Below are 23,753 nucleotides of genomic sequence, written 5' to 3' on the forward strand. Positions count from 1 at the left end.
GGATGATGGCTGGCGTATTGATTACCGGTTTTGAGCCGTTCGGCGGCGAAACGGTTAATCCTTCATGGGAAGTGGTTAAGCAGCTGGATGGCATGATTATTCGCGGACAGCAGGTGGTGGCTAAACAGTTACCCTGCGTATTCGGCGAAGCGCTGACGGTGCTGAAGGCGGCGCTGGAAACCTATCAACCGCGGCTGACGATTGCCGTCGGACAGGCCGGCGGCCGTGTCGATATCACCGTCGAACGTGTAGCGATCAATGTCGATGATGCGCGGATCCCCGACAATAAAGGGCAGCAACCGATCGATGAGCCGATCGTCGCTAATGGCCCTGCGGCCTGCTTCAGTACGCTGCCGATCAAAGCGATCGTTAGCGCGTTGCGCCAGCAGGGGATCCCGGCCTCGGTGTCGCAAACCGCGGGCACCTTCGTCTGCAATCACGTGATGTATGGTTTGCTGCATCAGCTGCAGGGAAAACGCGGACAGAAGGGCGGTTTTATCCATATTCCGTATCTGCCTGAACAGGCGGCGGCCCACCCGGGTCAGGCGAGTATGTCGGTCGCGACGGTACGTGAGGCGCTGGAAACGGCGATTGCCGTCGCCCTTGAACAGGATGACGATGTCAAAATTGGCGGCGGCGCCACCCATTAACAGAAGGATGACAGTATGCCGGAAGGTCCGGAGATCCGCCGTGCGGCGGATAAACTGGAGGCGGCAATCAAAGGCGAACCCTTAACCAACGTCTGGTTCGCCTTTCCTCAGTTGCAACCCTATCAAACTCAGCTAATTGGTCAGCGGGTGACCCATATCGCCACCCGCGGCAAGGCCCTGTTAACCCACTTCTCCGGCGGATTGACCCTGTATAGCCATAACCAGCTGTACGGCGTCTGGCGCGTGGTGGATGCCGGCGTTGAGCCGCAATCGAACCGCGTACTGCGCGTCAGGCTGCAGACCGCCAGCAAGGCGATTTTGCTCTACAGCGCGTCGGACATTGATATCCTCACGGCGGAGCAGGTTGCCAACCATCCGTTCTTGCTGCGCGTCGGACCGGACGTGCTGGACATGACGTTAACCGCGGAGCAGGTGAAAGCGCGGCTGCTGTCGGCCAAATTCCGCAATCGTCAGTTTTCCGGCCTGCTGCTGGATCAGGCTTTTCTTGCCGGGCTCGGAAACTATCTGCGGGTGGAAATTCTCTGGCAGGTGGGATTAAGCGGTAAGCGTAAAGCCGCTGAACTGAGCGACAGTCAGCTGGATGCGCTGGCGCACGCGCTGCTCGATATCCCGCGGCTGTCCTATCGTACTCGCGGTCTGGTGGATGACAACAAGCATCATGGCGCGCTGTTTCGCTTTAAGGTCTTCCATCGCGATGGGGAAAGGTGCGAACGCTGTGGGGGAATCATTGAGAAGACGACGCTCTCCTCGCGGCCATTTTACTGGTGTCCAGGATGCCAGCATTAAGCCGGCTGGCGGGCGATTTCAGCATGAAGCGCGTTATCAGGCATAAAAAAACGCGCCAGCAGGCGCGTTTTTATGATCCGGACAGTGCGATTAACGCTTAATGTCGGACTGGAAATCGCGTTTGGCGTAGCCGGTATACAGCTGACGCGGACGGGCGATCTTCATGCCATCGCTGTGCATTTCGTTCCAGTGCGCAATCCAGCCCACGGTACGCGCCATGGCGAAGATAACGGTAAACATGGAGGACGGAATACCCATCGCTTTCAGGATAATACCGGAGTAGAAGTCGACGTTCGGATACAGTTTCTTCTCGATGAAGTACGGGTCGTTCAGCGCGATATGCTCCAGCTCCATGGCCACCTGCAGCAGGTCGTCTTTGGTGCCCAGCTCTTTCAGCACTTCATGGCAGGTTTCACGCATCACGGTGGCGCGCGGATCGTAGTTTTTGTAAACACGATGGCCGAAGCCCATCAGGCGGAAAGAGTCATTCTTGTCTTTCGCACGACGAACAAATTCCGGAATGTGCTCAACGGAGCTGATCTCTTCCAGCATTTTCAGCGCCGCTTCGTTGGCGCCACCGTGTGCCGGTCCCCACAGGGAGGCGATGCCCGCAGCGATACAGGCGAACGGGTTAGCGCCGGAGGAGCCCGCGGTACGTACCGTGGAGGTCGACGCGTTCTGCTCGTGATCGGCGTGCAGGATCAGAATACGATCCATCGCGCGCTCCAGCACCGGATTGACTTCATACTCTTCGCACGGTGTCGCAAACATCATGCGCAGGAAGTTGCCGGCGTAGGAGAGGTCGTTGCGCGGATAAACAAACGGCTGGCCGATAGAATACTTGTAACACATGGCTGCCATGGTTGGCATTTTGGACAGCAGACGGTAGGCGGCAATCTCGCGGTGACGCGGGTTATTCACGTCGAGGGAATCATGATAGAACGCCGCCAGCGCGCCGGTGATCCCGCACATCACCGCCATCGGGTGGGAATCGCGACGGAACGCGTGGAACAGACGGGTGATCTGCTCATGAATCATGGTGTGGCGGGTGACGGTAGTTTTGAATTCGTCATATTCGGCCTGGGTCGGCTTTTCGCCGTACAGCAGGATATAACAGACTTCAAGATAATTAGATTCGGTCGCTAACTGGTCGATCGGGAAGCCGCGGTGCAGCAGGATCCCCTCGTCACCATCGATAAACGTAATTTTAGATTCACAAGAAGCCGTTGATGTGAAACCTGGGTCAAAGGTAAATACGCCTTTTGAACCAAGACTACGAATATCAATAACATCCTGACCGAGCGTGCCTTTTAGCACATCCAGTTCAATAGCAGTGTCACCACCCAGGGTGATTTTTGCTTTAGCATCAGACATTTATGGTCTCCTTAGCGCCTTTATTGCTTAAGACTGCCGGGTGGTGGATTTGCTTTCGGCCCGCGCCTGCATACGTTACCAGTTTGTTATGTTGCACACAGCTCTGCGTCAGCGAAAAGGGCAGGGTACAGAGCAACGGCGCTTGATGGCACGTCCTTCAGGGCTGCGGTGAAACAACAGCAAATCAGCGTTTTAGCAGTCCGAATATTAAAACCTATATACCACTAATAACTGTCCTGATTACATCGGTCAATACTGACACACTGTTACATAACTTATTCTCAGGTGAAAGAGTGACCCCATAACTTTTGAGCATTATTGCATTTAACTGGTAATGGTTGTAACAAGAATGTTTAATATTTGTCAAATCAGGTGATTAAAAATTAAAAAAATGTTGGTATCGTGACCTTGATCACTGTTCCGGAGAAAACCCAACAAACTATATGTAGGTTAATTGTAATGATTTTGTGAACGGCCTATACTGCGGCCAGGTCTCCGGAACACCCTGCAATCCCGAGCCACCCAGCGTTGTTTAGTGATGTTTTAATGCCTGAAAAGACGTTTTAACATGACTTCTGGTTATAGAAAGGACGCTGTCTGACCCGCAAGCAGACCGGAGGAAGGAAACAATAAGAACAGCATGTGGGCGTTATTCATGGTAAGAAATGTGAAAAAACAAAGACCTGTCAATCTGGATCTACAAACGATACGGTTCCCAATCACGGCGATAGCGTCCATTCTCCATCGCGTTTCCGGTGTCATCACCTTCGTGGCGGTCGGAATTCTGCTTTGGCTGCTGGGCACCAGCCTTTCCTCCCCAGAAGGTTTTCTGACGGCGGCCTCCATCATGGATAGCTTCTTTGTGAAGTTCATCATGTGGGGCATTCTCACCGCGCTGGCCTATCACGTCGTTGTCGGTATTCGCCATCTGATGATGGACTTTGGCTACCTGGACGAAACCCTCGAAGCAGGGAAACGTTCCGCCAAAATTTCTTTTGTTATTACTGTCGTGCTTTCACTTCTCGCAGGAGTCCTCGTATGGTAAGCAACGCCTCAGCACTGGGACGCAACGGCGTACATGACTTTATCCTGGTCCGTGCTACCGCCATCGTTCTGACCCTCTACATCATCTACATGGTTGGCTTCTTCGCCACCACCGGTGAAATCTCATGGGAAGTGTGGACCGGATTCTTTGCCTCCGGCTTCACTAAAGTCTTCACTCTGCTGGCTCTCGTTTCCATTCTCATCCATGCCTGGATCGGGATGTGGCAGGTGTTAACAGACTACGTTAAACCACTGGCTCTGCGCCTGGTTCTGCAACTGGCTATCGTTGTGGCGCTGGTGGCTTACGTTCTTTATGGATTTGTTGTGGTGTGGGGTGTGTAATGAAATTGCCAGTCAGAGAGTTTGATGCTGTTGTCATCGGTGCCGGCGGCGCAGGTATGCGCGCGGCGCTGCAAATTTCCCAGAGCGGACAGACTTGTGCACTGCTCTCCAAAGTGTTCCCTACCCGTTCCCATACCGTATCCGCGCAGGGTGGCATCACCGTCGCGCTCGGTAACTCCCATGAAGATAACTGGGAATGGCATATGTACGACACCGTAAAAGGGTCGGACTATATCGGCGACCAGGACGCCATCGAATACATGTGTAAGACCGGCCCGGAAGCGATTCTTGAGCTGGAGCACATGGGACTGCCGTTCTCTCGTCTTGACGATGGCCGTATTTATCAGCGCCCGTTTGGCGGCCAGTCGAAGAACTTCGGCGGCGAACAGGCGGCGCGTACCGCGGCGGCGGCTGACCGTACCGGTCACGCCCTGCTGCACACTCTGTATCAGCAGAACCTGAAAAACCACACCACTATCTTCTCCGAATGGTACGCCCTCGATCTGGTGAAAAACCAGGACGGCGCGGTAGTCGGTTGTACCGCCCTGTGCATCGAGACCGGCGAAGTGGTCTACTTTAAAGCCCGCGCCACCGTGCTGGCGACCGGCGGCGCAGGCCGTATCTATCAGTCCACCACCAACGCCCACATCAATACGGGTGACGGCGTCGGGATGGCCATCCGCGCCGGCGTGCCGGTGCAGGATATGGAAATGTGGCAGTTCCACCCGACCGGTATCGCCGGGGCTGGGGTTCTGGTTACCGAAGGTTGCCGCGGCGAAGGCGGTTACCTGCTGAACAAACACGGCGAACGCTTTATGGAGCGTTATGCCCCGAACGCTAAAGACCTTGCGGGCCGTGACGTGGTGGCGCGTTCCATCATGATCGAAATCCGCGAAGGCCGCGGCTGCGACGGTCCGTGGGGCCCGCACGCGAAACTGAAACTGGATCACCTCGGTAAAGAGGTTCTGGAATCTCGTCTGCCGGGTATCCTTGAACTTTCCCGTACCTTTGCCCACGTCGATCCGGTGAAAGAGCCGATCCCGGTTATCCCAACCTGTCACTACATGATGGGCGGTATCCCGACCAAAGTCACCGGCCAGGCGTTGACCGTGAATGAGAAGGGCGAAGACGTGGTGATCCCGGGCCTGTTCGCGGTAGGCGAAATCGCCTGCGTATCGGTCCACGGCGCCAACCGTCTGGGCGGCAACTCGCTGCTCGACCTGGTGGTCTTCGGCCGCGCGGCGGGCCTGCATCTGCAGGAATCCATTGCCGAGCAGGGCACGCTGCGCGACGCTAGCGAATCCGATATCGAAGGCTCGCTGGATCGCCTCAACCGCTGGAACAACACCCGCTCTGGTGAAGATCCGGTGGCGATTCGCAAAGCGCTGCAGGAATGTATGCAGCATAACTTCTCGGTGTTCCGCGAAGGCGATGCGATGCACAAAGGTCTGGAGCAACTGAAAGTGATCCGCGAGCGCCTGAAAAACGCCCGTCTCGACGATACCTCCAGCGAGTTCAACACCCAGCGCGTTGAGTGCCTGGAGCTGGATAACCTGATGGAAACCGCCTACGCGACCGCCGTATCCGCTAACTTCCGTACCGAGAGCCGTGGCGCCCACAGCCGCTTCGACTTCCCGGATCGTGATGATGAAAACTGGCTGTGCCATTCCCTGTACCTGCCAGAGTCGGAATCCATGACGCGTCGTAGCGTCAATATGGAACCGAAACTGCGTCCGGCATTCCCGCCGAAGATTCGTACTTACTAATGCGGAGACAGGAAAATGAAACTCGAGTTTTCAATTTATCGCTATAACCCGGATGTTGACGACGCTCCGCACATGCAGGATTACACCCTTGAAGCGGAAGAAGGTCGCGACATGATGCTGCTGGATGCGCTGATCCAGCTGAAAGAAAAAGATCCGTCGCTGTCGTTCCGCCGCTCCTGCCGTGAAGGGGTCTGCGGGTCCGATGGTCTGAACATGAACGGGAAAAACGGTTTGGCGTGCATCACGCCAATCTCCGCGCTGAATCAGCCGGGCAAGAAGATTGTTATCCGTCCGCTGCCAGGATTACCGGTTATCCGTGATTTGGTGGTGGACATGGGGCAATTCTATGCACAATATGAGAAGATTAAGCCTTACTTGTTGAATAATGGGCAAAATCCTCCGGCTCGCGAGCATCTGCAGATGCCTGAGCAGCGTGAGAAACTCGACGGGCTGTACGAGTGTATTCTGTGCGCCTGCTGTTCGACCTCGTGCCCGTCGTTCTGGTGGAACCCGGACAAGTTCATCGGCCCGGCTGGCCTGCTGGCCGCGTATCGCTTCCTGATCGACAGTCGCGATACCGAAACCAGCGAGCGCCTGGACGGCCTGAGCGATGCTTTCAGCGTATTCCGCTGTCACAGCATTATGAACTGCGTCAGTGTGTGTCCGAAGGGGCTGAACCCGACGCGCGCCATCGGCCATATTAAGTCGATGCTGCTGCAGCGCAGCGCGTAAGCAACACGGTCTGTCCCGGATGGCGCTAGCGCTTATCCGGGCTACCAAAGCAGTAGCCCCGGCAAGCGTTAGCGCCGCCGGGGGATATAGCAGGAAATCTTTAAAAACCGCCACAAGATGTACCAGTAATCGAGGCGTTCAGTGCGAGGTAAGGCGGCAACTGAGCGCATCCCCGGGAGCATAGTGAACTATGTGACCGGGGTAAGCGAAGGCAGCCAACGCAACCGCAGCCTGAACGCTGAAGATTAATGGCAGTTTTTAAAGGTTCCTTAGCGGATAGAAACCACAACTCGTCCGCAACAAGTGAACCCCGGCACGTGCACTCGGTGTGCGTGGTAGTTTCTACGGCGAAATAAGCATATGAATGCTTAAGGGATCACGATGCAGAACGGCGCAATGAAAGCCTGGCTGGACTCTTCTTACCTCTCTGGTTCGAACCAGAGCTGGATAGAACAGCTCTATGAAGACTTCTTAACCGATCCTGACTCTGTTGACGCCAACTGGCGTTCAATGTTCCAGCAGTTACCTGGCACCGGAGTTAAACCGGATCAATTTCATTCCAAAACGCGTGATTATTTCCGTCGACTGGCGAAGGATGCCTCACGTTACACTTCTTCGATTTCCGACCCAGACACTAATGTGAAGCAGGTTAAAGTCCTGCAGCTCATCAACGCATACCGTTTCCGTGGCCACCAGCATGCGAATCTCGATCCGCTGGGGCTGTGGAAGCAAGAGAGAGTGGCGGATCTCGATCCGGCCTACCACGATCTGACCGAGGCCGATTTCCAGGAAAGCTATAACGTAGGTTCATTTGCCATCGGTAAAGACACGATGAAGCTGGGCGAGCTGATTGCCGCCCTCAAGCAAACCTACTGCGGCTCCATCGGCGCGGAATACATGCATATCACCTCTACCGAAGAAAAACGCTGGATCCAGCAGCGCATTGAATCGGTAGCTGGCAAAGCGAGCTTTACCGCGGAAGAGAAAAAACGCTTCCTCAGCGAACTGACCGCCGCGGAAGGTCTGGAGCGCTACCTCGGCGCCAAATTCCCGGGGGCGAAGCGCTTCTCGCTGGAGGGTGGCGACGCCCTGATCCCGATGCTCAAAGAGATGATCCGCCATGCAGGCAAAAGCGGCACCCGCGAAGTGGTGCTGGGCATGGCGCACCGCGGCCGTCTGAACGTGCTGGTCAACGTGCTGGGTAAAAAACCGCAGGACCTGTTCGACGAGTTCGCGGGCAAACATAAAGAACACCTCGGCACCGGCGACGTGAAGTACCACATGGGCTTCTCTTCCGATATGGAAACCGAAGGCGGTCTGGTGCACCTGGCGCTGGCGTTTAACCCGTCGCACCTCGAGATCGTCAGCCCGGTGGTTATCGGTTCCGTACGCGCCCGTCTGGATCGTCTGGACGAGCCAAGCAGCAACAAAGTTCTGCCTATTACCATCCACGGCGACGCCGCCGTCACCGGCCAGGGCGTGGTTCAGGAAACTCTGAACATGTCCAAAGCCCGCGGTTACGAAGTGGGCGGTACCGTGCGCATCGTTATCAACAACCAGGTGGGCTTCACGACCTCTAACCCGCTGGATGCGCGCTCAACGCCGTACTGCACCGACATCGGTAAAATGGTGCAGGCGCCGATTTTCCACGTCAATGCGGACGATCCGGAAGCGGTCGCCTTCGTCACCCGTCTGGCGCTTGATTTCCGCAATACCTTTAAACGCGATGTCTTCATTGACCTGGTGTGCTACCGCCGTCACGGCCACAACGAAGCCGATGAGCCGAGCGCAACCCAGCCGCTGATGTATCAGAAGATCAAAAAGCATCCGACTCCGCGCAAAATCTATGCTGACAAGCTGGAGCAGGAGAAGGTGGCGACTCTGGAAGATGCGACCGAGCAGGTTAACCTCTACCGCGATGCGCTGGATGCCGGCGAATGCGTGGTGCAGGAATGGCGTCCGATGAATATGCATTCCTTTACCTGGTCGCCGTACCTCAACCACGAGTGGGACGAGAGCTATCCGGATAAAGTTGAGCCGAAACGTCTGCAGGAGTTGGCCAAACGCATCAGCACGGTACCGGAAGGTATCGAAATGCAGTCCCGCGTGGCGAAAATTTACGCCGACCGCCAGGCGATGGCGGCAGGCGAGAAGCTGTTTGACTGGGGCGGCGCTGAAAATCTGGCCTACGCCACGCTGGTTGACGAAGGTATTCCGGTTCGTCTGTCCGGCGAAGACTCCGGCCGCGGCACCTTCTTCCACCGTCATGCGGTGATCCATAACCAGACCAATGGTTCAACCTACACGCCGCTGCAGCATGTCCATAACGGCCAGGGCCAGTTCCGCGTTTGGGACTCGGTACTGTCTGAAGAAGCGGTGCTGGCGTTCGAATATGGTTACGCCACCGCCGAGCCGCGCACTCTGACCATCTGGGAAGCGCAGTTTGGCGACTTCGCCAACGGTGCGCAGGTGGTGATCGACCAGTTCATCTCCTCCGGTGAGCAGAAGTGGGGAAGGATGTGCGGCCTGGTGATGCTCCTGCCGCACGGTTACGAAGGCCAGGGCCCGGAGCACTCCTCCGCGCGTCTGGAGCGTTATCTGCAGCTGTGCGCTGAACAAAACATGCAGGTCTGCGTGCCGTCCACGCCGGCACAGGTTTATCACATGCTGCGTCGCCAGGCGCTGCGCGGTATGCGTCGTCCGCTGGTGGTGATGTCGCCGAAGTCGCTGCTGCGTCATCCGCTGGCGGTCTCCAGCATGGATGAGCTGGCGAACGGCACTTTCCTGCCGGCTATTGGTGAAATCGATCAACTTGATCCGCAGGCTGTGAAGCGCGTTGTGCTGTGCTCTGGTAAGGTTTACTACGACCTGCTGGAACAGCGCCGCAAAAACGAGCAAAAAGATGTCGCTATCGTTCGTATCGAGCAGCTCTATCCGTTCCCGCATCAGGCGGTGCAGGAAGCGCTGAAAGCGTATGCGCACGTGCATGATTTTGTCTGGTGCCAGGAAGAGCCGCTCAACCAGGGCGCATGGTACTGCAGCCAGCATCACTTCCGTGAAGTGATTCCGTTTGGGGCCTCTCTGCGTTATGCAGGCCGCCCGGCCTCCGCCTCTCCGGCGGTAGGGTATATGTCCGTTCACCAGAAACAGCAACAAGATCTGGTCAATGACGCGCTGAACGTCGATTAATTAAAGGATACACAATGAGTAGCGTAGATATTCTGGTTCCCGACCTGCCTGAGTCCGTAGCTGACGCAACCGTCGCCACCTGGCACAAAAAACCGGGCGACGCGGTCGTCCGTGACGAAGTTCTGGTCGAAATCGAAACTGACAAAGTGGTACTGGAAGTACCGGCATCAGCGGACGGCATTCTGGATGCAGTGCTGGAAGACGAGGGCGCCACCGTCCTGTCTCGCCAGATCCTTGGCCGCCTGCGCGAAGGCAACAGCGCAGGTAAAGAAAGCAGCGAGAAAGCCGATGCGAAAGCGTCCACTCCGGCGCAGCGTCAGCAGGCCTCTCTGGAAGAGCAGAACAACGACGCGCTGAGCCCGGCGATCCGTCGTCTGCTGGCTGAACACAACCTTGACCCAGCGGCCATCAAAGGCACTGGCGTCGGCGGCCGTCTGACCCGCGAAGACGTTGAGAAACATCTGGCGAAAGCCCCGGCGCCGGCAGAAGCCAAAGCGCCAGCCGCCGCCCCGGCAGCCGCGCCGGCGCCGCAGCTGGGCCACCGTTCGGAAAAACGCGTCCCGATGACCCGTCTGCGTAAACGCGTAGCCGAACGTCTGCTGGAAGCGAAAAACTCTACCGCCATGCTGACGACCTTTAACGAAGTCAACATGAAGCCCATCATGGATCTGCGTAAGCAGTACGGTGAGGCGTTCGAAAAACGTCATGGCATCCGCCTGGGCTTTATGTCCTTCTACGTCAAAGCGGTAGTGGAAGCGCTGAAACGCTATCCGGAAGTGAACGCTTCCATCGATGGCGACGACGTGGTGTACCACAACTACTTCGACGTCAGCATGGCCGTATCCACTCCGCGCGGTCTGGTCACCCCGGTTCTGCGTGACGTCGACCTGCTGGGCATGGCGGATATCGAAAAGAATATCAAAGAGCTGGCAGTGAAAGGCCGCGACGGCAAGCTGACCGTAGACGACCTGACCGGCGGTAACTTCACTATTACCAACGGCGGCGTCTTCGGCTCCCTGATGTCCACGCCGATCATCAACCCACCGCAGAGCGCTATTCTGGGTATGCATGCCATTAAAGACCGTCCGATGGCGGTCAATGGCAAGGTAGAGATCCTGCCGATGATGTACCTGGCGCTCTCCTATGACCACCGTCTGATCGACGGACGTGAATCGGTAGGCTTCCTGGTGGCGATTAAAGAGCTGCTGGAAGATCCGACCCGTCTGCTGCTGGACGTGTAGTCAGCAAGCGTATTACCTACCGTAGGCCGGATAACACGCGTTAGCGCCGTTATCAGGCCTACAGGTTTAAAGATAATTACACCCTGAAGGATGGACTGAACACATGAACTTACATGAATATCAGGCAAAACAACTTTTTGCCCGCTATGGCTTACCGGCGCCGGTGGGTTATGCCTGTACTACTCCGCGTGAAGCAGAAGAAGCCGCTTCAAAAATCGGCGCGGGTCCGTGGGTAGTGAAATGTCAGGTTCACGCTGGAGGCCGCGGCAAAGCGGGCGGTGTGAAAGTAGTTAAGAGCAAAGAAGAGATCCGCGCATTTGCCGAGCACTGGCTGGGCAAACGTCTGGTGACCTATCAAACAGATGCGAACGGCCAGCCGGTTAACCAGATCCTGGTTGAAGCGGCGACCGATATTGACAAAGAGCTGTACCTGGGCGCGGTTGTTGACCGCAGCTCCCGTCGCGTGGTGTTCATGGCGTCTACCGAAGGCGGCGTGGAAATCGAGAAAGTGGCGGAAGAGACCCCGCACCTGATCCACAAGATCGCCATCGATCCGCTGGCGGGCCCGATGCCTTACCAGGGTCGTGAACTGGCGTTCAAACTGGGTCTGGAAGGTAAACAGGTTCAGCAGTTCACCAAGATTTTCATGGGTCTGGCGACCATTTTCCTTGAGCGCGACCTGGCGCTGATCGAGATCAACCCGCTGGTGATCACCAAGCAGGGCGACCTGATCTGCCTCGACGGCAAACTGGGCGCTGACGGCAACGCGCTGTTCCGCCAGCCGGATCTGCGCGAAATGCGCGATCAGTCTCAGGAAGACCCACGTGAAGCGCAGGCGGCGCAGTGGGAACTGAACTACGTCGCGCTGGACGGCAACATCGGCTGCATGGTTAACGGCGCAGGCCTGGCGATGGGTACCATGGACATCGTTAAGCTGCACGGCGGCGAACCGGCTAACTTCCTCGACGTAGGCGGCGGCGCGACCAAAGAGCGCGTGACCGAAGCGTTCAAAATCATCCTCTCTGACGACAACGTTAAAGCGGTGCTGGTTAACATCTTCGGCGGCATCGTGCGTTGCGACCTGATCGCTGACGGCATCATCGGCGCGGTAGCGGAAGTAGGGGTTAACGTTCCGGTTGTGGTTCGTCTGGAAGGTAACAACGCCGAACTGGGCGCGAAAAAACTGGCTGACAGCGGCCTGAATATTATTGCAGCGAAAAGTCTGACGGACGCAGCACAGCAGGTTGTTGCCGCAGTGGAGGGGAAATAATGTCAGTTTTAATTAATAAAGATACCAAGGTTATCTGCCAGGGCTTCACCGGTAGCCAGGGGACCTTCCACTCTGAACAAGCGATCGCTTACGGTACGCAAATGGTTGGCGGCGTGACGCCAGGCAAAGGCGGCACCACTCATCTGGGCCTGCCGGTGTTCAACACCGTGCGCGAAGCCGTTGAAGCGACCGGCGCGACCGCGACCGTGATCTACGTTCCGGCGCCGTTCTGCAAAGATTCCATCCTGGAAGCGATCGACGCGGGCATTAAGCTTATCATCACCATCACCGAAGGTATCCCAACGCTGGATATGCTGACCGTGAAGGTGAAGCTGGACGAAGCGGGCGTGCGTATGATCGGCCCGAACTGCCCGGGCGTTATCACTCCGGGCGAGTGCAAAATCGGCATCATGCCGGGTCACATTCACAAGCCGGGTAAAGTGGGCATCGTTTCCCGTTCCGGCACCCTGACCTATGAAGCGGTTAAGCAGACCACCGACTACGGCTTCGGCCAGTCTACCTGCGTCGGTATCGGCGGCGACCCGATCCCGGGCTCCAACTTCATCGATATCCTGAAGATGTTCGAGGAAGATCCGCAGACCGAAGCGATCGTCATGATCGGTGAGATCGGCGGCAGCGCGGAAGAAGAAGCGGCTGCTTATATTAAAGATCATGTCACTAAGCCGGTTGTTGGCTACATCGCGGGCGTTACCGCGCCGAAAGGCAAGCGTATGGGCCACGCGGGCGCTATCATCGCCGGCGGTAAAGGTACAGCGGATGAGAAATTCGCAGCGCTGGAAGCGGCGGGTGTGAAAACTGTTCGCAGCCTGGCCGACATCGGCGAAGCGCTGAAAGCTATTATCAAGTAAACCCTCTCTGCTTGTCCGCAAGCAGAAATCTGTCCGATTTCGACATGGTTGGCCACCGTCAGGTGGCCTTTTTTGTGACCGTTATCCCGTCTCGTCAGAACCGCAGTGCCAACAACGAATTGATTTTCTGCGAAAAGCCCTATCTATCATATTGATTTAATTTATTATTTAATAAGTATTTTCGATGCGCTGTACTGGCTAAAAAATATATCCCGGCTGTACCGTAGGGAAACAAAAGCGGCAGCGAAAAAGCGTGGGGCAGGGGATAAGGAAGCAGATAAAATACTGTGAGCGGTCTAACATTATTCGGATCGGTTCCTTTTTTTGTTTTTTTTCCACGACGTTAAATAATATTACCTATGATTCTCATATCTCTCTTTTTAGTAACTGGAAAAGCCATAGTTTAAACACTTAATTAACATTAAGTTCACCAATATTCTTTATTGGGCTACATAATTAACACATAGAGTAAAAATTGATTTATATCAATACTTAATACTTGGAAAAATCCCTCAAAAAACGTTAAATTGTCTCAAGTCAAATTGGCTGAATTCAGCCATCTTCACTATATATTGATCACCGTCGAAAAATGTAAAACTGGAACAATAAAAACATATTTATTGTAAGGTTATTGCGGCGTAATATATTGGGGAATCAATTGGGTTTTTCGTTAACGTATTTGTAACCTTACCCTGGCATGGTTTTACCTTCGATTGAAACCTGCTGTGGACGGGCGACAAATAAATTTGTATTGGGGCATGCGTATGAGCCAGAGCTTCTCGGTTCATTTTCGGAGTCTTCATGCGATGAGCAAGGAGTCATGATGTTAGATATAGTCGAACTGTCGCGCTTACAGTTTGCCTTGACCGCGATGTACCACTTCCTGTTTGTGCCGCTAACGCTCGGTATGGCGTTCCTGCTGGCCATCATGGAAACGGTCTACGTCCTTTCCGGCAAACAGATTTATAAAGATATGACCAAATTCTGGGGCAAGTTGTTTGGTATCAACTTCGCGCTGGGTGTGGCGACCGGTCTGACCATGGAGTTCCAGTTCGGGACTAACTGGTCGTATTACTCACACTACGTGGGCGATATCTTTGGTGCGCCGCTGGCCATTGAAGGTCTGATGGCCTTCTTCCTCGAATCCACCTTTGTAGGTCTGTTCTTCTTCGGTTGGGATCGTCTGGGCAAAGTTCAGCACATGGCCGTCACCTGGCTGGTTGCGCTGGGTTCCAACCTCTCCGCGCTGTGGATCCTTGTCGCCAACGGCTGGATGCAGAACCCTATCGCATCGGACTTCAACTTCGAAACCATGCGTATGGAGATGGTCAGCTTCTCTGAACTGGTGCTCAACCCGGTCGCCCAGGTGAAATTCGTTCACACTGTGGCGTCGGGCTATGTCACCGGCGCGATGTTCATCCTGGCGATTAGCTCCTGGTACATGCTGAAAGGTCGAGACTTCGCCTTTGCCAAGCGCTCCTTTGCCATCGCAGCCAGCTTCGGTATGGCGGCGATCCTCTCCGTTATTGTGCTGGGTGACGAATCCGGTTACGAAATGGGTGACGTGCAGAAAACCAAACTGGCGGCTATCGAAGCAGAGTGGGAAACCCAGCCTGCGCCGGCGGCCTTCACCCTGTTTGGTATTCCCGATCAGAATGCGCAGACCAACCACTTTGCGATCCAGATCCCCTACGCGCTGGGCATCATTGCTACCCGCTCGGTGGATAAACCGGTTATCGGCCTCAAGGATCTGATGGTTCAGCACGAAGAGCGTATCCGTAACGGCATGAAAGCCTACGCGCTGCTGGAACAGCTGCGCGCCGGTTCAACCGATCAGGCCGTGCGTGACCAGTTCAATAACGTGAAGAAGGACCTCGGTTATGGCCTGCTGTTGAAGCGCTATACCCCGAACGTCGCTGACGCCACGGAAGAGCAGATCGCCAAAGCGACCAAAGACTCCATTCCAAGCGTCGCACCGCTGTACTTCGCCTTCCGTATCATGGTGGCGTGCGGCATCCTGATGCTGCTGATTATAGGCGCCTCCTTCTGGAGCGTGATCCGTAACCGCATCGGCGAGAAAAAATGGCTGCTGCGCGCCGCATTTTACGGCCTGCCGCTGCCGTGGATTGCCGTGGAGTCGGGCTGGTTTGTTGCCGAATACGGCCGTCAGCCGTGGGCGATTGGTGAGGTCCTGCCGACGGCGGTGGCTAACTCATCATTGACCGCGGGCGACCTGATCTTCTCAATGTTGCTGATCTGCGGTCTGTACACGCTGTTCCTGGTGGCTGAACTGTTCCTGATGTTCAAGTTTGCCCGCAAAGGACCTAGCAGCCTGAAAACCGGCCGCTATCACTTTGAACAGTCCTCTGCGGCTATTCAGTCGGCACGCTAAGACAGGAGTCGTCAAATGATCGATTATGAAGTATTGCGTTTTATCTGGTGGCTGCTGATTGGCATTCTGCTGATTGGTTTTGCCGTCGCCGACGGGTTCGACATGGGGGTGGGCATGCTCACCCGCTTCCTCGGCCGCAACGACACCGAGCGTCGGATTATGATCAACGCCATCGCCCCGCACTGGGACGGTAACCAGGTGTGGCTGATCACCGCCGGCGGCGCGCTGTTCGCTGCCTGGCCGATGGTTTACGCCGCGGCGTTTTCTGGCTTCTATGTGGCGATGATTCTGGTGCTGGCCTCGCTGTTCTTCCGTCCGGTCGGTTTTGACTACCGTTCCAAGATCGAGGACACCCGCTGGCGCAACATGTGGGACTGGGGCATCTTCATCGGTAGCTTCGTGCCGCCACTGGTGATTGGCGTGGCCTTTGGCAACCTGCTGCAGGGCGTGCCGTTCCACGTCGATGAATACCTGCGTCTGTTCTATACCGGTAACTTCTTCCAGTTGCTGAACCCGTTTGGTCTGCTGGCCGGTATCGTCAGCGTGGCGATGATCCTGACTCAGGGCGCCACCTACCTGCAGATGCGTACCGTAGGCGAACTGCACCTGCGTACTCGCACCGTTTCCATGGTGGCGGCGCTGGTGACGCTGGTCTGCTTCGCGCTGGCGGGCGTGTGGGTCTACTACGGCATCGACGGCTATGTGGTGAAATCGGTGATTGACCATACCGGCCCGTCTAACCCGCTGACCAAGGAAGTGGTGCGGGAAGCTGGCGCGTGGATGGTGAACTTTAACAATATGCCAGCGCTGTGGGCGGTGCCTGCCCTGGGCGTGGTGTTGCCGCTGCTGACCGTCGTTTCGACCAAAGCGGATAAAGGTGCCTGGGCATTCCTGTTCTCCTCGCTGACCCTGGCCTGCATCATTCTGACTGCCGGTATCGCGATGTTCCCGTTCATCATGCCGTCCAGCACCATGCTGAACGCCAGCCTGACAATGTGGGACGCGACCTCCAGTCAGCGGACGCTGAACCTGATGACCTACGTGGCGATTGTTTTCGTGCCGATCATTCTGGCCTACACCAGCTGGTGTTACTGGAAGATGTTTGGCCGCATCACGCGCGAAGACATCGAAAAGAATACCCACTCGCTGTACTAAGGTAAGGAGCTATATATGTGGTACTTCGCATGGATTTTGGGAACGCTTCTTGCCTGTGCTTTTGGGGTCATTACCGCGCTGGCGCTTGAGCACGTGGAAGCCACCAAAGCCGGGAAGAAAGAAGAAATCTGATGAAATTTATCGCTACTCTGTACGCGATAATGGACAAGCGCCCGCTCCGGGCGCTTTCCTTATTGATGGCGCTGCTGCTGGCTGGCTGCATTTTCTGGGATCCGTCGCGCTTTGCGGCGAAGACCAGCGAGCTGGAAATCTGGCATGGTTTCTTGCTGATGTGGGCGGTTTGCAGCGGCGTTATTCACGGCGTGGGCTTTCGCCCGCGTACCGTTCACTGGCAGGGGATTTTTTGTCCGCTTATCGCTGATATCGTGCTCGCTTTAGGTCTCTTCTTTTTCTTCTTTTGAATAAGAGATCTCTGTTAATGCTATGGGCTTGCATAAGCCCATAAAAATTTACGCCCCGTTTACTTTCCCCCATTCCAAACCACCTTTCCCGCGCGTATAGTAGCGAAGTTTGAAAGCTCTAACCTTTTTTTGCATTACCGGGATGTAAAGTGAATACAACGCTGTTTCGATGGCCGGTTCGGGTCTACTACGAAGATACCGATGCCGGTGGTGTGGTTTACCACGCCAGTTACGTCGCTTTTTATGAAAGAGCACGCACAGAGATGCTGCGCCACCATCACTTTAGTCAACAGGTGCTGTTGGCTGAACGCGTTGCCTTCGTGGTTCGCAAAATGACGCTGGAGTATTTTGCCCCCGCCAGACTCGACGACATGCTCGAAGTCCAGACGGAAATTACCTCGATGCGCGGCACCTCTTTGGTTTTCACGCAGCGAATCGTCAACGCCGAGAATACAGTGTTAAACGAAGCTGAGGTTCTCATTGTGTGCGTTGATCCACTCTTAATGAAGCCACGTGCGCTTCCCAAGTCTATTGTCGCGGAGTTTAAGCAGTGACTGACATGAATATCCTTGATTTGTTCCTGAAGGCGAGCCTTCTGGTAAAACTTATCATGTTGATTTTGATTGGTTTTTCTATCGCTTCCTGGGCTATCATTATTCAGAGAACGCGTATCCTTAACTCGGCCGCGCGTGAAGCTGAAGCGTTCGAGGACAAATTCTGGTCCGGGATCGAGCTCTCTCGTCTGTACCAGGAGAGCCAGGGGCGTCGCGATAACCTGACCGGTTCGGAACAAATCTTCTACAGCGGTTTCAAAGAGTTTGCACGCCTGCATCGGGCTAACAGCCATGCGCCGGAAGCGATTGTCGAAGGGGCATCGCGTGCGATGCGTATTTCGATGAACCGCGAACTGGAAACGCTGGAGACCCATATTCCGTTCCTCGGCACCGTAGGCTCGATCAGCCCGTATATCGGTCTGTTCGGTACCGTCTGGGGGATTATGCACGCCTTTATCGCCCTTGGCGCGGTGAAGCAGGCCACCCTGCAGATGGTGGCGCCAGGTATCGCCGAAGCGCTGATCGCCACCGCGATTGGTCTGTTCGCCGCGATCCCGGCGGTCATGGCGTATAACCGCCTGAACCAGCGCGTGAACAAGCTTGAACTGAATTACGACAACTTTATGGAAGAGTTCACCGCTATTCTGCACCGTCAGGCCTTTACCACCAGCGAAAGCAATAAGGGGTAAGCCATGGCCAGAGCACGTGGACGCGGACGTCGCGAATTGAAGTCCGAGATCAACATCGTTCCGCTGCTGGATGTCCTGCTGGTGCTGCTGCTGATCTTTATGGCAACGGCGCCGATCATTACGCAGAGCGTGGAAGTCGATCTGCCGGACGCCACGGAATCGCAAGCGGTGAAAAGCAATGACGATCCGCCGGTGATTGTGGAAGTCTCCGGGGTAGGGCAGTACAGCGTGAAGGTGGGGCAGGAGACGCTGTCCCAGCTGCCGCCGGAGCAGGTAATTGCCGAAGCGAAGCGTCGTCTTGAAGCCAATGAAAAAACGGTATTCCTGATCGGCGGTGCGAAAGACGTCCCTTACGATGAAATTATTAAAGCGCTGAACCTGTTGCATAGTGCAGGGGTTAAATCGGTCGGCTTGATGACCAAACCTATTTAATCGCTTCAGGTAGGTGCGTCCGCGCGGCGTCCGGTGGCGGATATCGCTCGCCGTCGGTGCGCATCGCGGATACAGGCGAACAGTTTTTGGGAACCGATAGTGTCAAAGGCAACCGAACAAAACGACAAGCTTAAACGAGCGATCATCATTTCAGTCGCGCTGCACATCATTCTGATCGCGCTGCTGATCTGGAGTTCGTTTGACGAGCATCTGGATGCCTCTGCCGGCGGCGGCGGCGGATCGTCGATTGATGCCGTCATGGTCGATCCGGGGGCGGTGGTAAATAACTATAACCGTCAGCAACAGCAGCAGGCCAGCGCACGTCGCGCCGCTGAACAGCGTGAAAAACAGGCGCAGCAGCAGGCGGAAGAGTTACGTGAGAAACAGGCGGCGGAACAGGAGCGGCTGAAACAGCTCGAACAGGAGCGGCTGCAGGCGCAGGAAGCGGCGAAAGAAGCGAAGGAGCAGCAGAAGCAGGCTGAAGAAGCGGCTGCCAAGGCCGCCGCGGCGGCAAAAGCCAAAGCGGACGCACAGGCAAAAGAAGCGCAGGAAGCCGCTGCCAAAGCGGCCGCCGAGGCGAAAGCGAAGGCGGATGCCCAGGCGAAAGCGGCAGAACAGGCGGCGGCCAAGGCGGCTGCTGACGCGAAGAAGCAGGCCGAAGCCGCTGCAGCGAAAGCCGCTGCCGAGGCGAAGAAACAGGCGGAAGCTGAAGCGGCGAAAGCTGCGGCCGAGGCGCAGAAGAAAGCGGAAGCGGCGGCTGCGAAGAAAGCGCAACAGGAAGCGGAGAAAAAAGCCCAGCAGGAAGCGGCTAAGCAGGCGGCAGCTGAAAAAGCGGCTGCCGAAAAAGCCGCTGAGAAAGCCGCCGCGCAAAAAGCGGCCGCTGAGAAGGCCGCCGCCGAGAAAGCCGCAGCCGCTGAAAAAGCGGCGGCAGCGAAAGCGGCTGCAGCAGAGAAGGCTGCAGCTGATAAAGCGGCCAAGGCGGCAGCAGCAAAAGCCGCGGCGGCGAAGAAAGCGGCGGCTGCGAAAGAAGCGGACGGCGTTGACAACCTGCTCGGCGATCTGAGTTCTGGTAAGAATGCGCCTAAAACAGGCGGTGGGGCCAAAGGAAACAATGCCTCCGCTGCCGGGAGTGGTAATACTAAAAACAGTGCCTCAGGGGCTGATATCAACAACTATGCCGGACAGATAAAATCGGCGATTGAAAGTAAGTTTTATGACGCATCGTCCTATGCGGGCAAAACATGTACCTTGCGTATCAAACTTGCTCCTGACGGTCTGTTGTTAAATATACAGTCCGAAGGTGGTGATCCTGCTCTGTGCCAGGCCGCTCTTGCCGCAGCCCGACAGGCTAAGTTTCCGAAACCACCTAGCCAGGCAGTATATGAAGTCTTCAAAAATGCGCCACTGGACTTCAAACCTCAGTGACATTTTTCCCCGTGCAAACGGGGAAAAACAATCTATGGTAGTCACAGGGTTTTGGTAGTTTTGTATATTTGAGTTTGTTAACATTCTGCTAAATTATCGTGGGCTTTCCGCCCGGATAAGGGAGATATGATGAAGCAGGCATTACGAGTAGCATTTGGTTTTTTAATGCTGTGGGCGGCGGTGCTGCACGCAGAAGTACGTATCGAGATCACCCAGGGGGTGGACTCGGCGCGCCCTATCGGCGTGGTACCGTTCCAGTGGGCCGGCCAGGGCGCTGCGCCGGAAGATGTCGGTGGTATCGTGGCAGCTGACCTGCGCAACAGCGGTAAATTCAATCCGCTGGATCGCTCTCGTCTGCCGCAGCAGCCGACCAGTGCCCAGGAAGTGCAGCCTGCTGCCTGGTCTGCGCTGGGTATTGACGCCGTAGTCGTCGGCCAGGTCACGCAAAATCCGGATGGTTCTTATCAGGTTGCGTATCAACTGGTGGACACCGGCGGAGCGCCGGGCACAACGCTGGCGCAAGGTTCTTTTAAAGTCACTAAGCAGTACCTGCGCTATGCGGCGCACGCGGCCAGCGACGCGGTATTTGAGAAGCTGACCGGCATCAAGGGCGCCTTCCGTACCCGTATCGCCTACGTGGTGCAGAAAAACGGCGGCCAGTACCCTTACGAACTGCGCGTGTCCGACTACGATGGTTACAACCAGTTCCTGGTTCACCGTTCCTCCCAGCCGCTGATGTCCCCGGCCTGGTCTCCGGACGGTTCTAAACTGGCCTACGTTACCTTTGAAAGCGGTCGTTCTGCGCTGGTGGTTCAGACCCTGGCGAACGCCTCTGTGCGTCAGATCGCCTCCTTCCCGCAGCACAACGGCGCCCCGGCGTTCTCACCGGATGGTTCTAAACTGGCGTTCGCGCTGTCGAAAACCGGTAGCCTGAACCTGTACGTAATGGATCTGGGATCCGGTCAGATTCGTCAGGTGACCAACGGTCGCAGCAACAACACCGAACCAAGCTGGTTCCCGGACAGCCAGAATCTGGCCTTCACTTCTGACCAGGCAGGTCGTCCGCAGGTATATAAAGTCAACATTAATGGCGGCACGCCGCAGCGTATCACCTGGGAAGGTTCTCAGAACCAGGACGCCGACGTGAGCGCGGATGGTAAAACCATGGTAATGGTCAGCTCGGCCGGCGGTCAGCAGCACATTGCCAAACAAGATCTGGAAACGGGTGGTGTACAGGTTCTGTCATCAACGTTTTTAGACGAAACGCCAAGTCTGGCACCTAACGGCACTATGGTAATCTACAGCTCTTCTCAGGGGATGGGATCCGTGCTGAATCTGGTTTCTACAGATGGGCGTTTCAAAGCGCGTCTTCCGGCAACTGATGGACAGGTAAAATCGCCTGCCTGGTCGCCGTATCTGTGATAATAAATAATTGATTATTAAAGGAATCAAAGAAATGCAACTGAACAAAGTGCTGAAAGGGCTGATGATCGCTCTGCCGGTTATGGCAATCGCGGCATGTTCTTCTAACAAGAACGCCAGCAACGACCAGAGCGGTGAAGGCATGCTGGGTGCCGGCACTGGTATGGACGCTAACGGTAACGGCGGCAACATGTCTTCTGAAGAGCAAGCTCGTCTGCAGATGCAGCAGCTGCAGCAGAACAACATCGTTTACTTCGATCTCGACAAGTACGATATCCGTTCTGACTTCGCTGCTATGCTGGACGCGCACGCTAACTTCCTGCGCAGCAACCCGTCCTACAAAGTGACTGTAGAAGGTCACGCGGATGAGCGCGGTACGCCGGAATACAACATCGCTCTGGGTGAGCGTCGTGCTAACGCCGTTAAGATGTATCTGCAGGGCAAAGGTGTTTCTGCCGATCAGATCTCCATCGTTTCTTACGGTAAAGAAAAACCAGCAGTACTGGGTCATGACGAAGCGGCATATGCCAAAAACCGTCGCGCCGTACTGGTTTACTAAGAGAATTGCATGAGCAGTAACTTCAGACATCATTTATTGAGTCTGTCGTTACTGGTTGGCATAGCGGCCCCCTGGGCCGCTTTTGCTCAGGCGCCAATCAGTAGTGTCGGCTCAGGCTCGGTCGAAGACCGCGTCACTCAACTCGAGCGTATTTCCAATGCTCACAGCCAGCTTTTAACCCAACTCCAGCAACAACTCTCTGATAACCAGACTGACATTGATTCTCTCCGCGGGCAGATCCAGGAGAACCAGTACCAGCTGAATCAGATCGTTGAGCGCCAGAAACAGATTCTGCTGCAGATAGATAGTCTGAGCAGCGGTGGCGGCGCAGCATCAGGTGCGCAGGCTCCGTCGTCTTCTGGCGATCAGAGCGCGGCTGCCACCAGCGCAGCGCCAGCGGCCACCTCAGGCGCCCCGGCGATGACCGGCGATGCGAACACCGATTATAATGCCGCTATTGCCCTGGTGAAGGATGCCTCACGCCAGGATGACGCGATGGTGGCGTTTCAAAACTTCGTCAAAAAGTACCCGGATTCAACCTACCAGCCAAACGCTAACTACTGGCTCGGGCAGTTGAACTACAATAAGGGGAGAAAAGACGACGCGGCGTTTTACTTCGCTTCGGTGGTGAAGAACTACCCGAAATCGCCAAAAGCGCCTGACGCGATGTTTAAAGTCGGCGTGATCATGCAGGACAAAGGTGATACCGCGAAAGCGAAAGCGGTTTACCAGCAGGTGATCAACAAATTCCCCGGCACCGACGGTGCGAAACAAGCGCAAAAACGACTTAATGCTCTTGGTTGATTACGGCATGACCAGAAATCGCGTTATTTCTGGTCTTGTCGCCTGAATCGCCAGCAGTTAAGTGATCTTTATCGAAATTTTAGTTGCGCTGAATTCTGAAATCAGTAATATATGCCGCCGTTGCCAAGGGATATCAAACAAGCCCAAAGCAATGCCAGAGTGGGTCGTTAGCTCAGTTGGTAGAGCAGTTGACTTTTAATCAATTGGTCGCAGGTTCGAATCCTGCACGACCCACCAATCGTTCTGGTGGAACGCGATAGTAAAACGTGAAGGATAACGTTGCGTCAGCAACGGCCCGTAGGGCGAGGCAAAGCCGAGTCATCCTGCACGACCCACCGCTTAGTAGTATCCAGCGTAGTATCGGGTGATTAGCTCAGCTGGGAGAGCACCTCCCTTACAAGGAGGGGTCGGCGGTTCGATCCCGTCATCACCCACCACCGGGTCGTTAGCTCAGTTGGTAGAGCAGTTGACTTTTAATCAATTGGTCGCAGGTTCGAATCCTGCACGACCCACCATTATAATGATGGGGTCGGTGGAGGCAGTATCAGTAGTATCCAGCGCAGTTTCGGGTGATTAGCTCAGCTGGGAGAGCACCTCCCTTACAAGGAGGGGGTC

The 23,753-nt window shown here is 55.6% G+C and carries 22 protein-coding genes and 3 tRNA genes; 24 read left to right on the top strand and 1 reads right to left on the bottom strand.

Annotated features, from left to right (window positions below; translation table 11 throughout):
* The first annotated feature begins 5 nt into the window (after positions 1–5).
* Both pcp and nei read left to right on the top strand, forming a co-directional pair.
* Positions 6–650: a pyroglutamyl-peptidase I gene (pcp, locus tag HMPREF1024_RS17720; RefSeq protein ID WP_009308195.1), complete on the top strand. Its 645-nt coding sequence runs from the start codon at positions 6–8 to the stop codon at positions 648–650.
* Between the two features lie 15 nt (positions 651–665).
* A complete protein-coding gene (nei, locus tag HMPREF1024_RS17715; protein ID WP_002894935.1) occupies positions 666–1,457 on the top strand; it encodes an endonuclease VIII in 792 nt (263 codons plus the stop codon).
* 90 nt (positions 1,458–1,547) lie between these two features.
* Here the strand turns inward: nei and gltA are convergent, their stop codons facing one another.
* The gene (gene gltA, locus HMPREF1024_RS17710) at positions 1,548–2,831 is read right to left on the bottom strand and encodes a citrate synthase (RefSeq protein ID WP_002894943.1); all 1,284 of its coding nucleotides are present in this window, start codon (positions 2,829–2,831) and stop codon (positions 1,548–1,550) included.
* Between the two features lie 640 nt (positions 2,832–3,471).
* On the opposite strand from gltA, the gene sdhC reads away from it, so the two are divergent.
* The 22 genes from sdhC (at position 3,472) to HMPREF1024_RS17600 (ending at position 23,653) form a co-directional block, all read left to right on the top strand.
* Entirely contained in the window at positions 3,472–3,876 is a 405-nt protein-coding gene (gene sdhC / locus HMPREF1024_RS17705; protein ID WP_004142216.1) for a succinate dehydrogenase cytochrome b556 subunit, read from the top strand.
* Positions 3,870–4,217 (top strand): succinate dehydrogenase membrane anchor subunit, encoded by a 348-nt coding sequence (sdhD, locus tag HMPREF1024_RS17700; protein ID WP_002894949.1) that lies wholly within the window; start codon positions 3,870–3,872, stop codon positions 4,215–4,217. Before sdhC ends, sdhD begins: the two co-directional genes overlap by 7 nt.
* On the top strand, positions 4,217–5,983 hold the full coding sequence (gene sdhA, locus HMPREF1024_RS17695) for a succinate dehydrogenase flavoprotein subunit (protein WP_004179067.1): 1,767 nt from the start codon (positions 4,217–4,219) through the stop codon (positions 5,981–5,983). The genes sdhD and sdhA overlap by 1 nt, the downstream gene beginning before the upstream one ends.
* A gap of 15 nt (positions 5,984–5,998) precedes the next feature.
* Entirely contained in the window at positions 5,999–6,715 is a 717-nt protein-coding gene (gene sdhB / locus HMPREF1024_RS17690) for a succinate dehydrogenase iron-sulfur subunit SdhB (RefSeq protein ID WP_002894954.1), read from the top strand.
* A 381-nt stretch (positions 6,716–7,096) separates the two neighbouring features.
* Complete coding sequence (gene sucA, locus HMPREF1024_RS17685) at positions 7,097–9,904, top strand: 2-oxoglutarate dehydrogenase E1 component (protein WP_004147623.1); 2,808 nt, start codon at positions 7,097–7,099, stop codon at positions 9,902–9,904.
* Positions 9,905–9,918: 14 nt separating this feature from the next.
* On the top strand, positions 9,919–11,145 hold the full coding sequence (odhB, locus tag HMPREF1024_RS17680; RefSeq protein ID WP_004142209.1) for a 2-oxoglutarate dehydrogenase complex dihydrolipoyllysine-residue succinyltransferase: 1,227 nt from the start codon (positions 9,919–9,921) through the stop codon (positions 11,143–11,145).
* A gap of 103 nt (positions 11,146–11,248) precedes the next feature.
* Positions 11,249–12,415, top strand: a complete 1,167-nt coding sequence (sucC, locus tag HMPREF1024_RS17675; protein ID WP_002895039.1) for an ADP-forming succinate--CoA ligase subunit beta — start codon at positions 11,249–11,251, stop codon at positions 12,413–12,415.
* Positions 12,415–13,284, top strand: coding sequence for a succinate--CoA ligase subunit alpha (gene sucD / locus HMPREF1024_RS17670; RefSeq protein WP_002895043.1), 870 nt, complete (start codon positions 12,415–12,417; stop codon positions 13,282–13,284). Before sucC ends, sucD begins: the two co-directional genes overlap by 1 nt.
* A gap of 823 nt (positions 13,285–14,107) precedes the next feature.
* Positions 14,108–15,676, top strand: a complete 1,569-nt coding sequence (gene cydA / locus HMPREF1024_RS17665; protein ID WP_002895047.1) for a cytochrome ubiquinol oxidase subunit I — start codon at positions 14,108–14,110, stop codon at positions 15,674–15,676.
* A 15-nt stretch (positions 15,677–15,691) separates the two neighbouring features.
* Entirely contained in the window at positions 15,692–16,831 is a 1,140-nt protein-coding gene (gene cydB, locus HMPREF1024_RS17660; protein ID WP_002895049.1) for a cytochrome d ubiquinol oxidase subunit II, read from the top strand.
* A gap of 15 nt (positions 16,832–16,846) precedes the next feature.
* Complete coding sequence (gene cydX, locus HMPREF1024_RS17655; protein WP_002895051.1) at positions 16,847–16,963, top strand: cytochrome bd-I oxidase subunit CydX; 117 nt, start codon at positions 16,847–16,849, stop codon at positions 16,961–16,963.
* Positions 16,963–17,253, top strand: a complete 291-nt coding sequence (ybgE, locus tag HMPREF1024_RS17650) for a cyd operon protein YbgE (protein ID WP_009308196.1) — start codon at positions 16,963–16,965, stop codon at positions 17,251–17,253. The genes cydX and ybgE overlap by 1 nt, the downstream gene beginning before the upstream one ends.
* Positions 17,254–17,402: 149 nt before the next feature.
* Positions 17,403–17,807, top strand: coding sequence for a tol-pal system-associated acyl-CoA thioesterase (gene ybgC, locus HMPREF1024_RS17645; RefSeq protein WP_002895056.1), 405 nt, complete (start codon positions 17,403–17,405; stop codon positions 17,805–17,807).
* Complete coding sequence (gene tolQ, locus HMPREF1024_RS17640) at positions 17,804–18,496, top strand: Tol-Pal system protein TolQ (RefSeq protein ID WP_004152221.1); 693 nt, start codon at positions 17,804–17,806, stop codon at positions 18,494–18,496. Before ybgC ends, tolQ begins: the two co-directional genes overlap by 4 nt.
* A gap of 3 nt (positions 18,497–18,499) precedes the next feature.
* On the top strand, positions 18,500–18,928 hold the full coding sequence (gene tolR, locus HMPREF1024_RS17635; protein WP_002895061.1) for a colicin uptake protein TolR: 429 nt from the start codon (positions 18,500–18,502) through the stop codon (positions 18,926–18,928).
* 99 nt (positions 18,929–19,027) lie between these two features.
* Positions 19,028–20,353, top strand: a complete 1,326-nt coding sequence (gene tolA, locus HMPREF1024_RS17630; protein WP_004179068.1) for a cell envelope integrity protein TolA — start codon at positions 19,028–19,030, stop codon at positions 20,351–20,353.
* A gap of 129 nt (positions 20,354–20,482) precedes the next feature.
* Entirely contained in the window at positions 20,483–21,775 is a 1,293-nt protein-coding gene (gene tolB / locus HMPREF1024_RS17625; protein ID WP_002895066.1) for a Tol-Pal system beta propeller repeat protein TolB, read from the top strand.
* A gap of 34 nt (positions 21,776–21,809) precedes the next feature.
* Positions 21,810–22,334 carry a peptidoglycan-associated lipoprotein Pal gene (pal, locus tag HMPREF1024_RS17620; RefSeq protein WP_002895068.1) on the top strand — a complete coding sequence of 175 codons (525 nt, stop codon included), beginning with the start codon at positions 21,810–21,812 and terminating at the stop codon, positions 22,332–22,334.
* A gap of 9 nt (positions 22,335–22,343) precedes the next feature.
* Positions 22,344–23,138: a cell division protein CpoB gene (gene cpoB, locus HMPREF1024_RS17615; RefSeq protein WP_002895071.1), complete on the top strand. Its 795-nt coding sequence runs from the start codon at positions 22,344–22,346 to the stop codon at positions 23,136–23,138.
* Between the two features lie 161 nt (positions 23,139–23,299).
* Positions 23,300–23,375: transfer RNA gene (locus HMPREF1024_RS17610), tRNA-Lys, on the top strand.
* Positions 23,376–23,500: 125 nt separating this feature from the next.
* A tRNA-Val gene (locus tag HMPREF1024_RS17605) sits at positions 23,501–23,575 on the top strand.
* 2 nt (positions 23,576–23,577) lie between these two features.
* Positions 23,578–23,653, top strand: a tRNA-Lys gene (locus tag HMPREF1024_RS17600).
* The last annotated feature ends 100 nt before the right edge of the window (positions 23,654–23,753 follow it).

This window comes from Klebsiella sp. 4_1_44FAA (genome assembly GCF_000238715.1).
Classification (GTDB): Bacteria; Pseudomonadota; Gammaproteobacteria; order Enterobacterales; family Enterobacteriaceae; genus Klebsiella; species Klebsiella pneumoniae.

Excerpts from the sequence above, each read along its gene's own strand:
- ybgE (WP_009308196.1), top strand. The coding sequence starts at position 16,963 with ATGAAATTTATCGCTACTCTGTACGCGATAATGGACAAGCGCCCGCTC.
- tolB (WP_002895066.1), top strand. The coding sequence starts at position 20,483 with ATGAAGCAGGCATTACGAGTAGCATTTGGTTTTTTAATGCTGTGGGCG.
- cydA (WP_002895047.1), top strand. The coding sequence starts at position 14,108 with ATGTTAGATATAGTCGAACTGTCGCGCTTACAGTTTGCCTTGACCGCG.
- cydX (WP_002895051.1), top strand. The coding sequence starts at position 16,847 with ATGTGGTACTTCGCATGGATTTTGGGAACGCTTCTTGCCTGTGCTTTT.
- sucC (WP_002895039.1), top strand. The coding sequence starts at position 11,249 with ATGAACTTACATGAATATCAGGCAAAACAACTTTTTGCCCGCTATGGC.
- sucD (WP_002895043.1), top strand. The coding sequence starts at position 12,415 with ATGTCAGTTTTAATTAATAAAGATACCAAGGTTATCTGCCAGGGCTTC.
- pcp (WP_009308195.1), top strand. The coding sequence starts at position 6 with ATGGCTGGCGTATTGATTACCGGTTTTGAGCCGTTCGGCGGCGAAACG.
- sdhC (WP_004142216.1), top strand. The coding sequence starts at position 3,472 with ATGTGGGCGTTATTCATGGTAAGAAATGTGAAAAAACAAAGACCTGTC.
- gltA (WP_002894943.1), bottom strand. The coding sequence starts at position 2,831 with ATGTCTGATGCTAAAGCAAAAATCACCCTGGGTGGTGACACTGCTATT.
- sdhA (WP_004179067.1), top strand. The coding sequence starts at position 4,217 with ATGAAATTGCCAGTCAGAGAGTTTGATGCTGTTGTCATCGGTGCCGGC.
- cpoB (WP_002895071.1), top strand. The coding sequence starts at position 22,344 with ATGAGCAGTAACTTCAGACATCATTTATTGAGTCTGTCGTTACTGGTT.
- nei (WP_002894935.1), top strand. The coding sequence starts at position 666 with ATGCCGGAAGGTCCGGAGATCCGCCGTGCGGCGGATAAACTGGAGGCG.
- pal (WP_002895068.1), top strand. The coding sequence starts at position 21,810 with ATGCAACTGAACAAAGTGCTGAAAGGGCTGATGATCGCTCTGCCGGTT.
- sdhD (WP_002894949.1), top strand. The coding sequence starts at position 3,870 with ATGGTAAGCAACGCCTCAGCACTGGGACGCAACGGCGTACATGACTTT.
- sucA (WP_004147623.1), top strand. The coding sequence starts at position 7,097 with ATGCAGAACGGCGCAATGAAAGCCTGGCTGGACTCTTCTTACCTCTCT.
- cydB (WP_002895049.1), top strand. The coding sequence starts at position 15,692 with ATGATCGATTATGAAGTATTGCGTTTTATCTGGTGGCTGCTGATTGGC.
- tolR (WP_002895061.1), top strand. The coding sequence starts at position 18,500 with ATGGCCAGAGCACGTGGACGCGGACGTCGCGAATTGAAGTCCGAGATC.
- sdhB (WP_002894954.1), top strand. The coding sequence starts at position 5,999 with ATGAAACTCGAGTTTTCAATTTATCGCTATAACCCGGATGTTGACGAC.
- odhB (WP_004142209.1), top strand. The coding sequence starts at position 9,919 with ATGAGTAGCGTAGATATTCTGGTTCCCGACCTGCCTGAGTCCGTAGCT.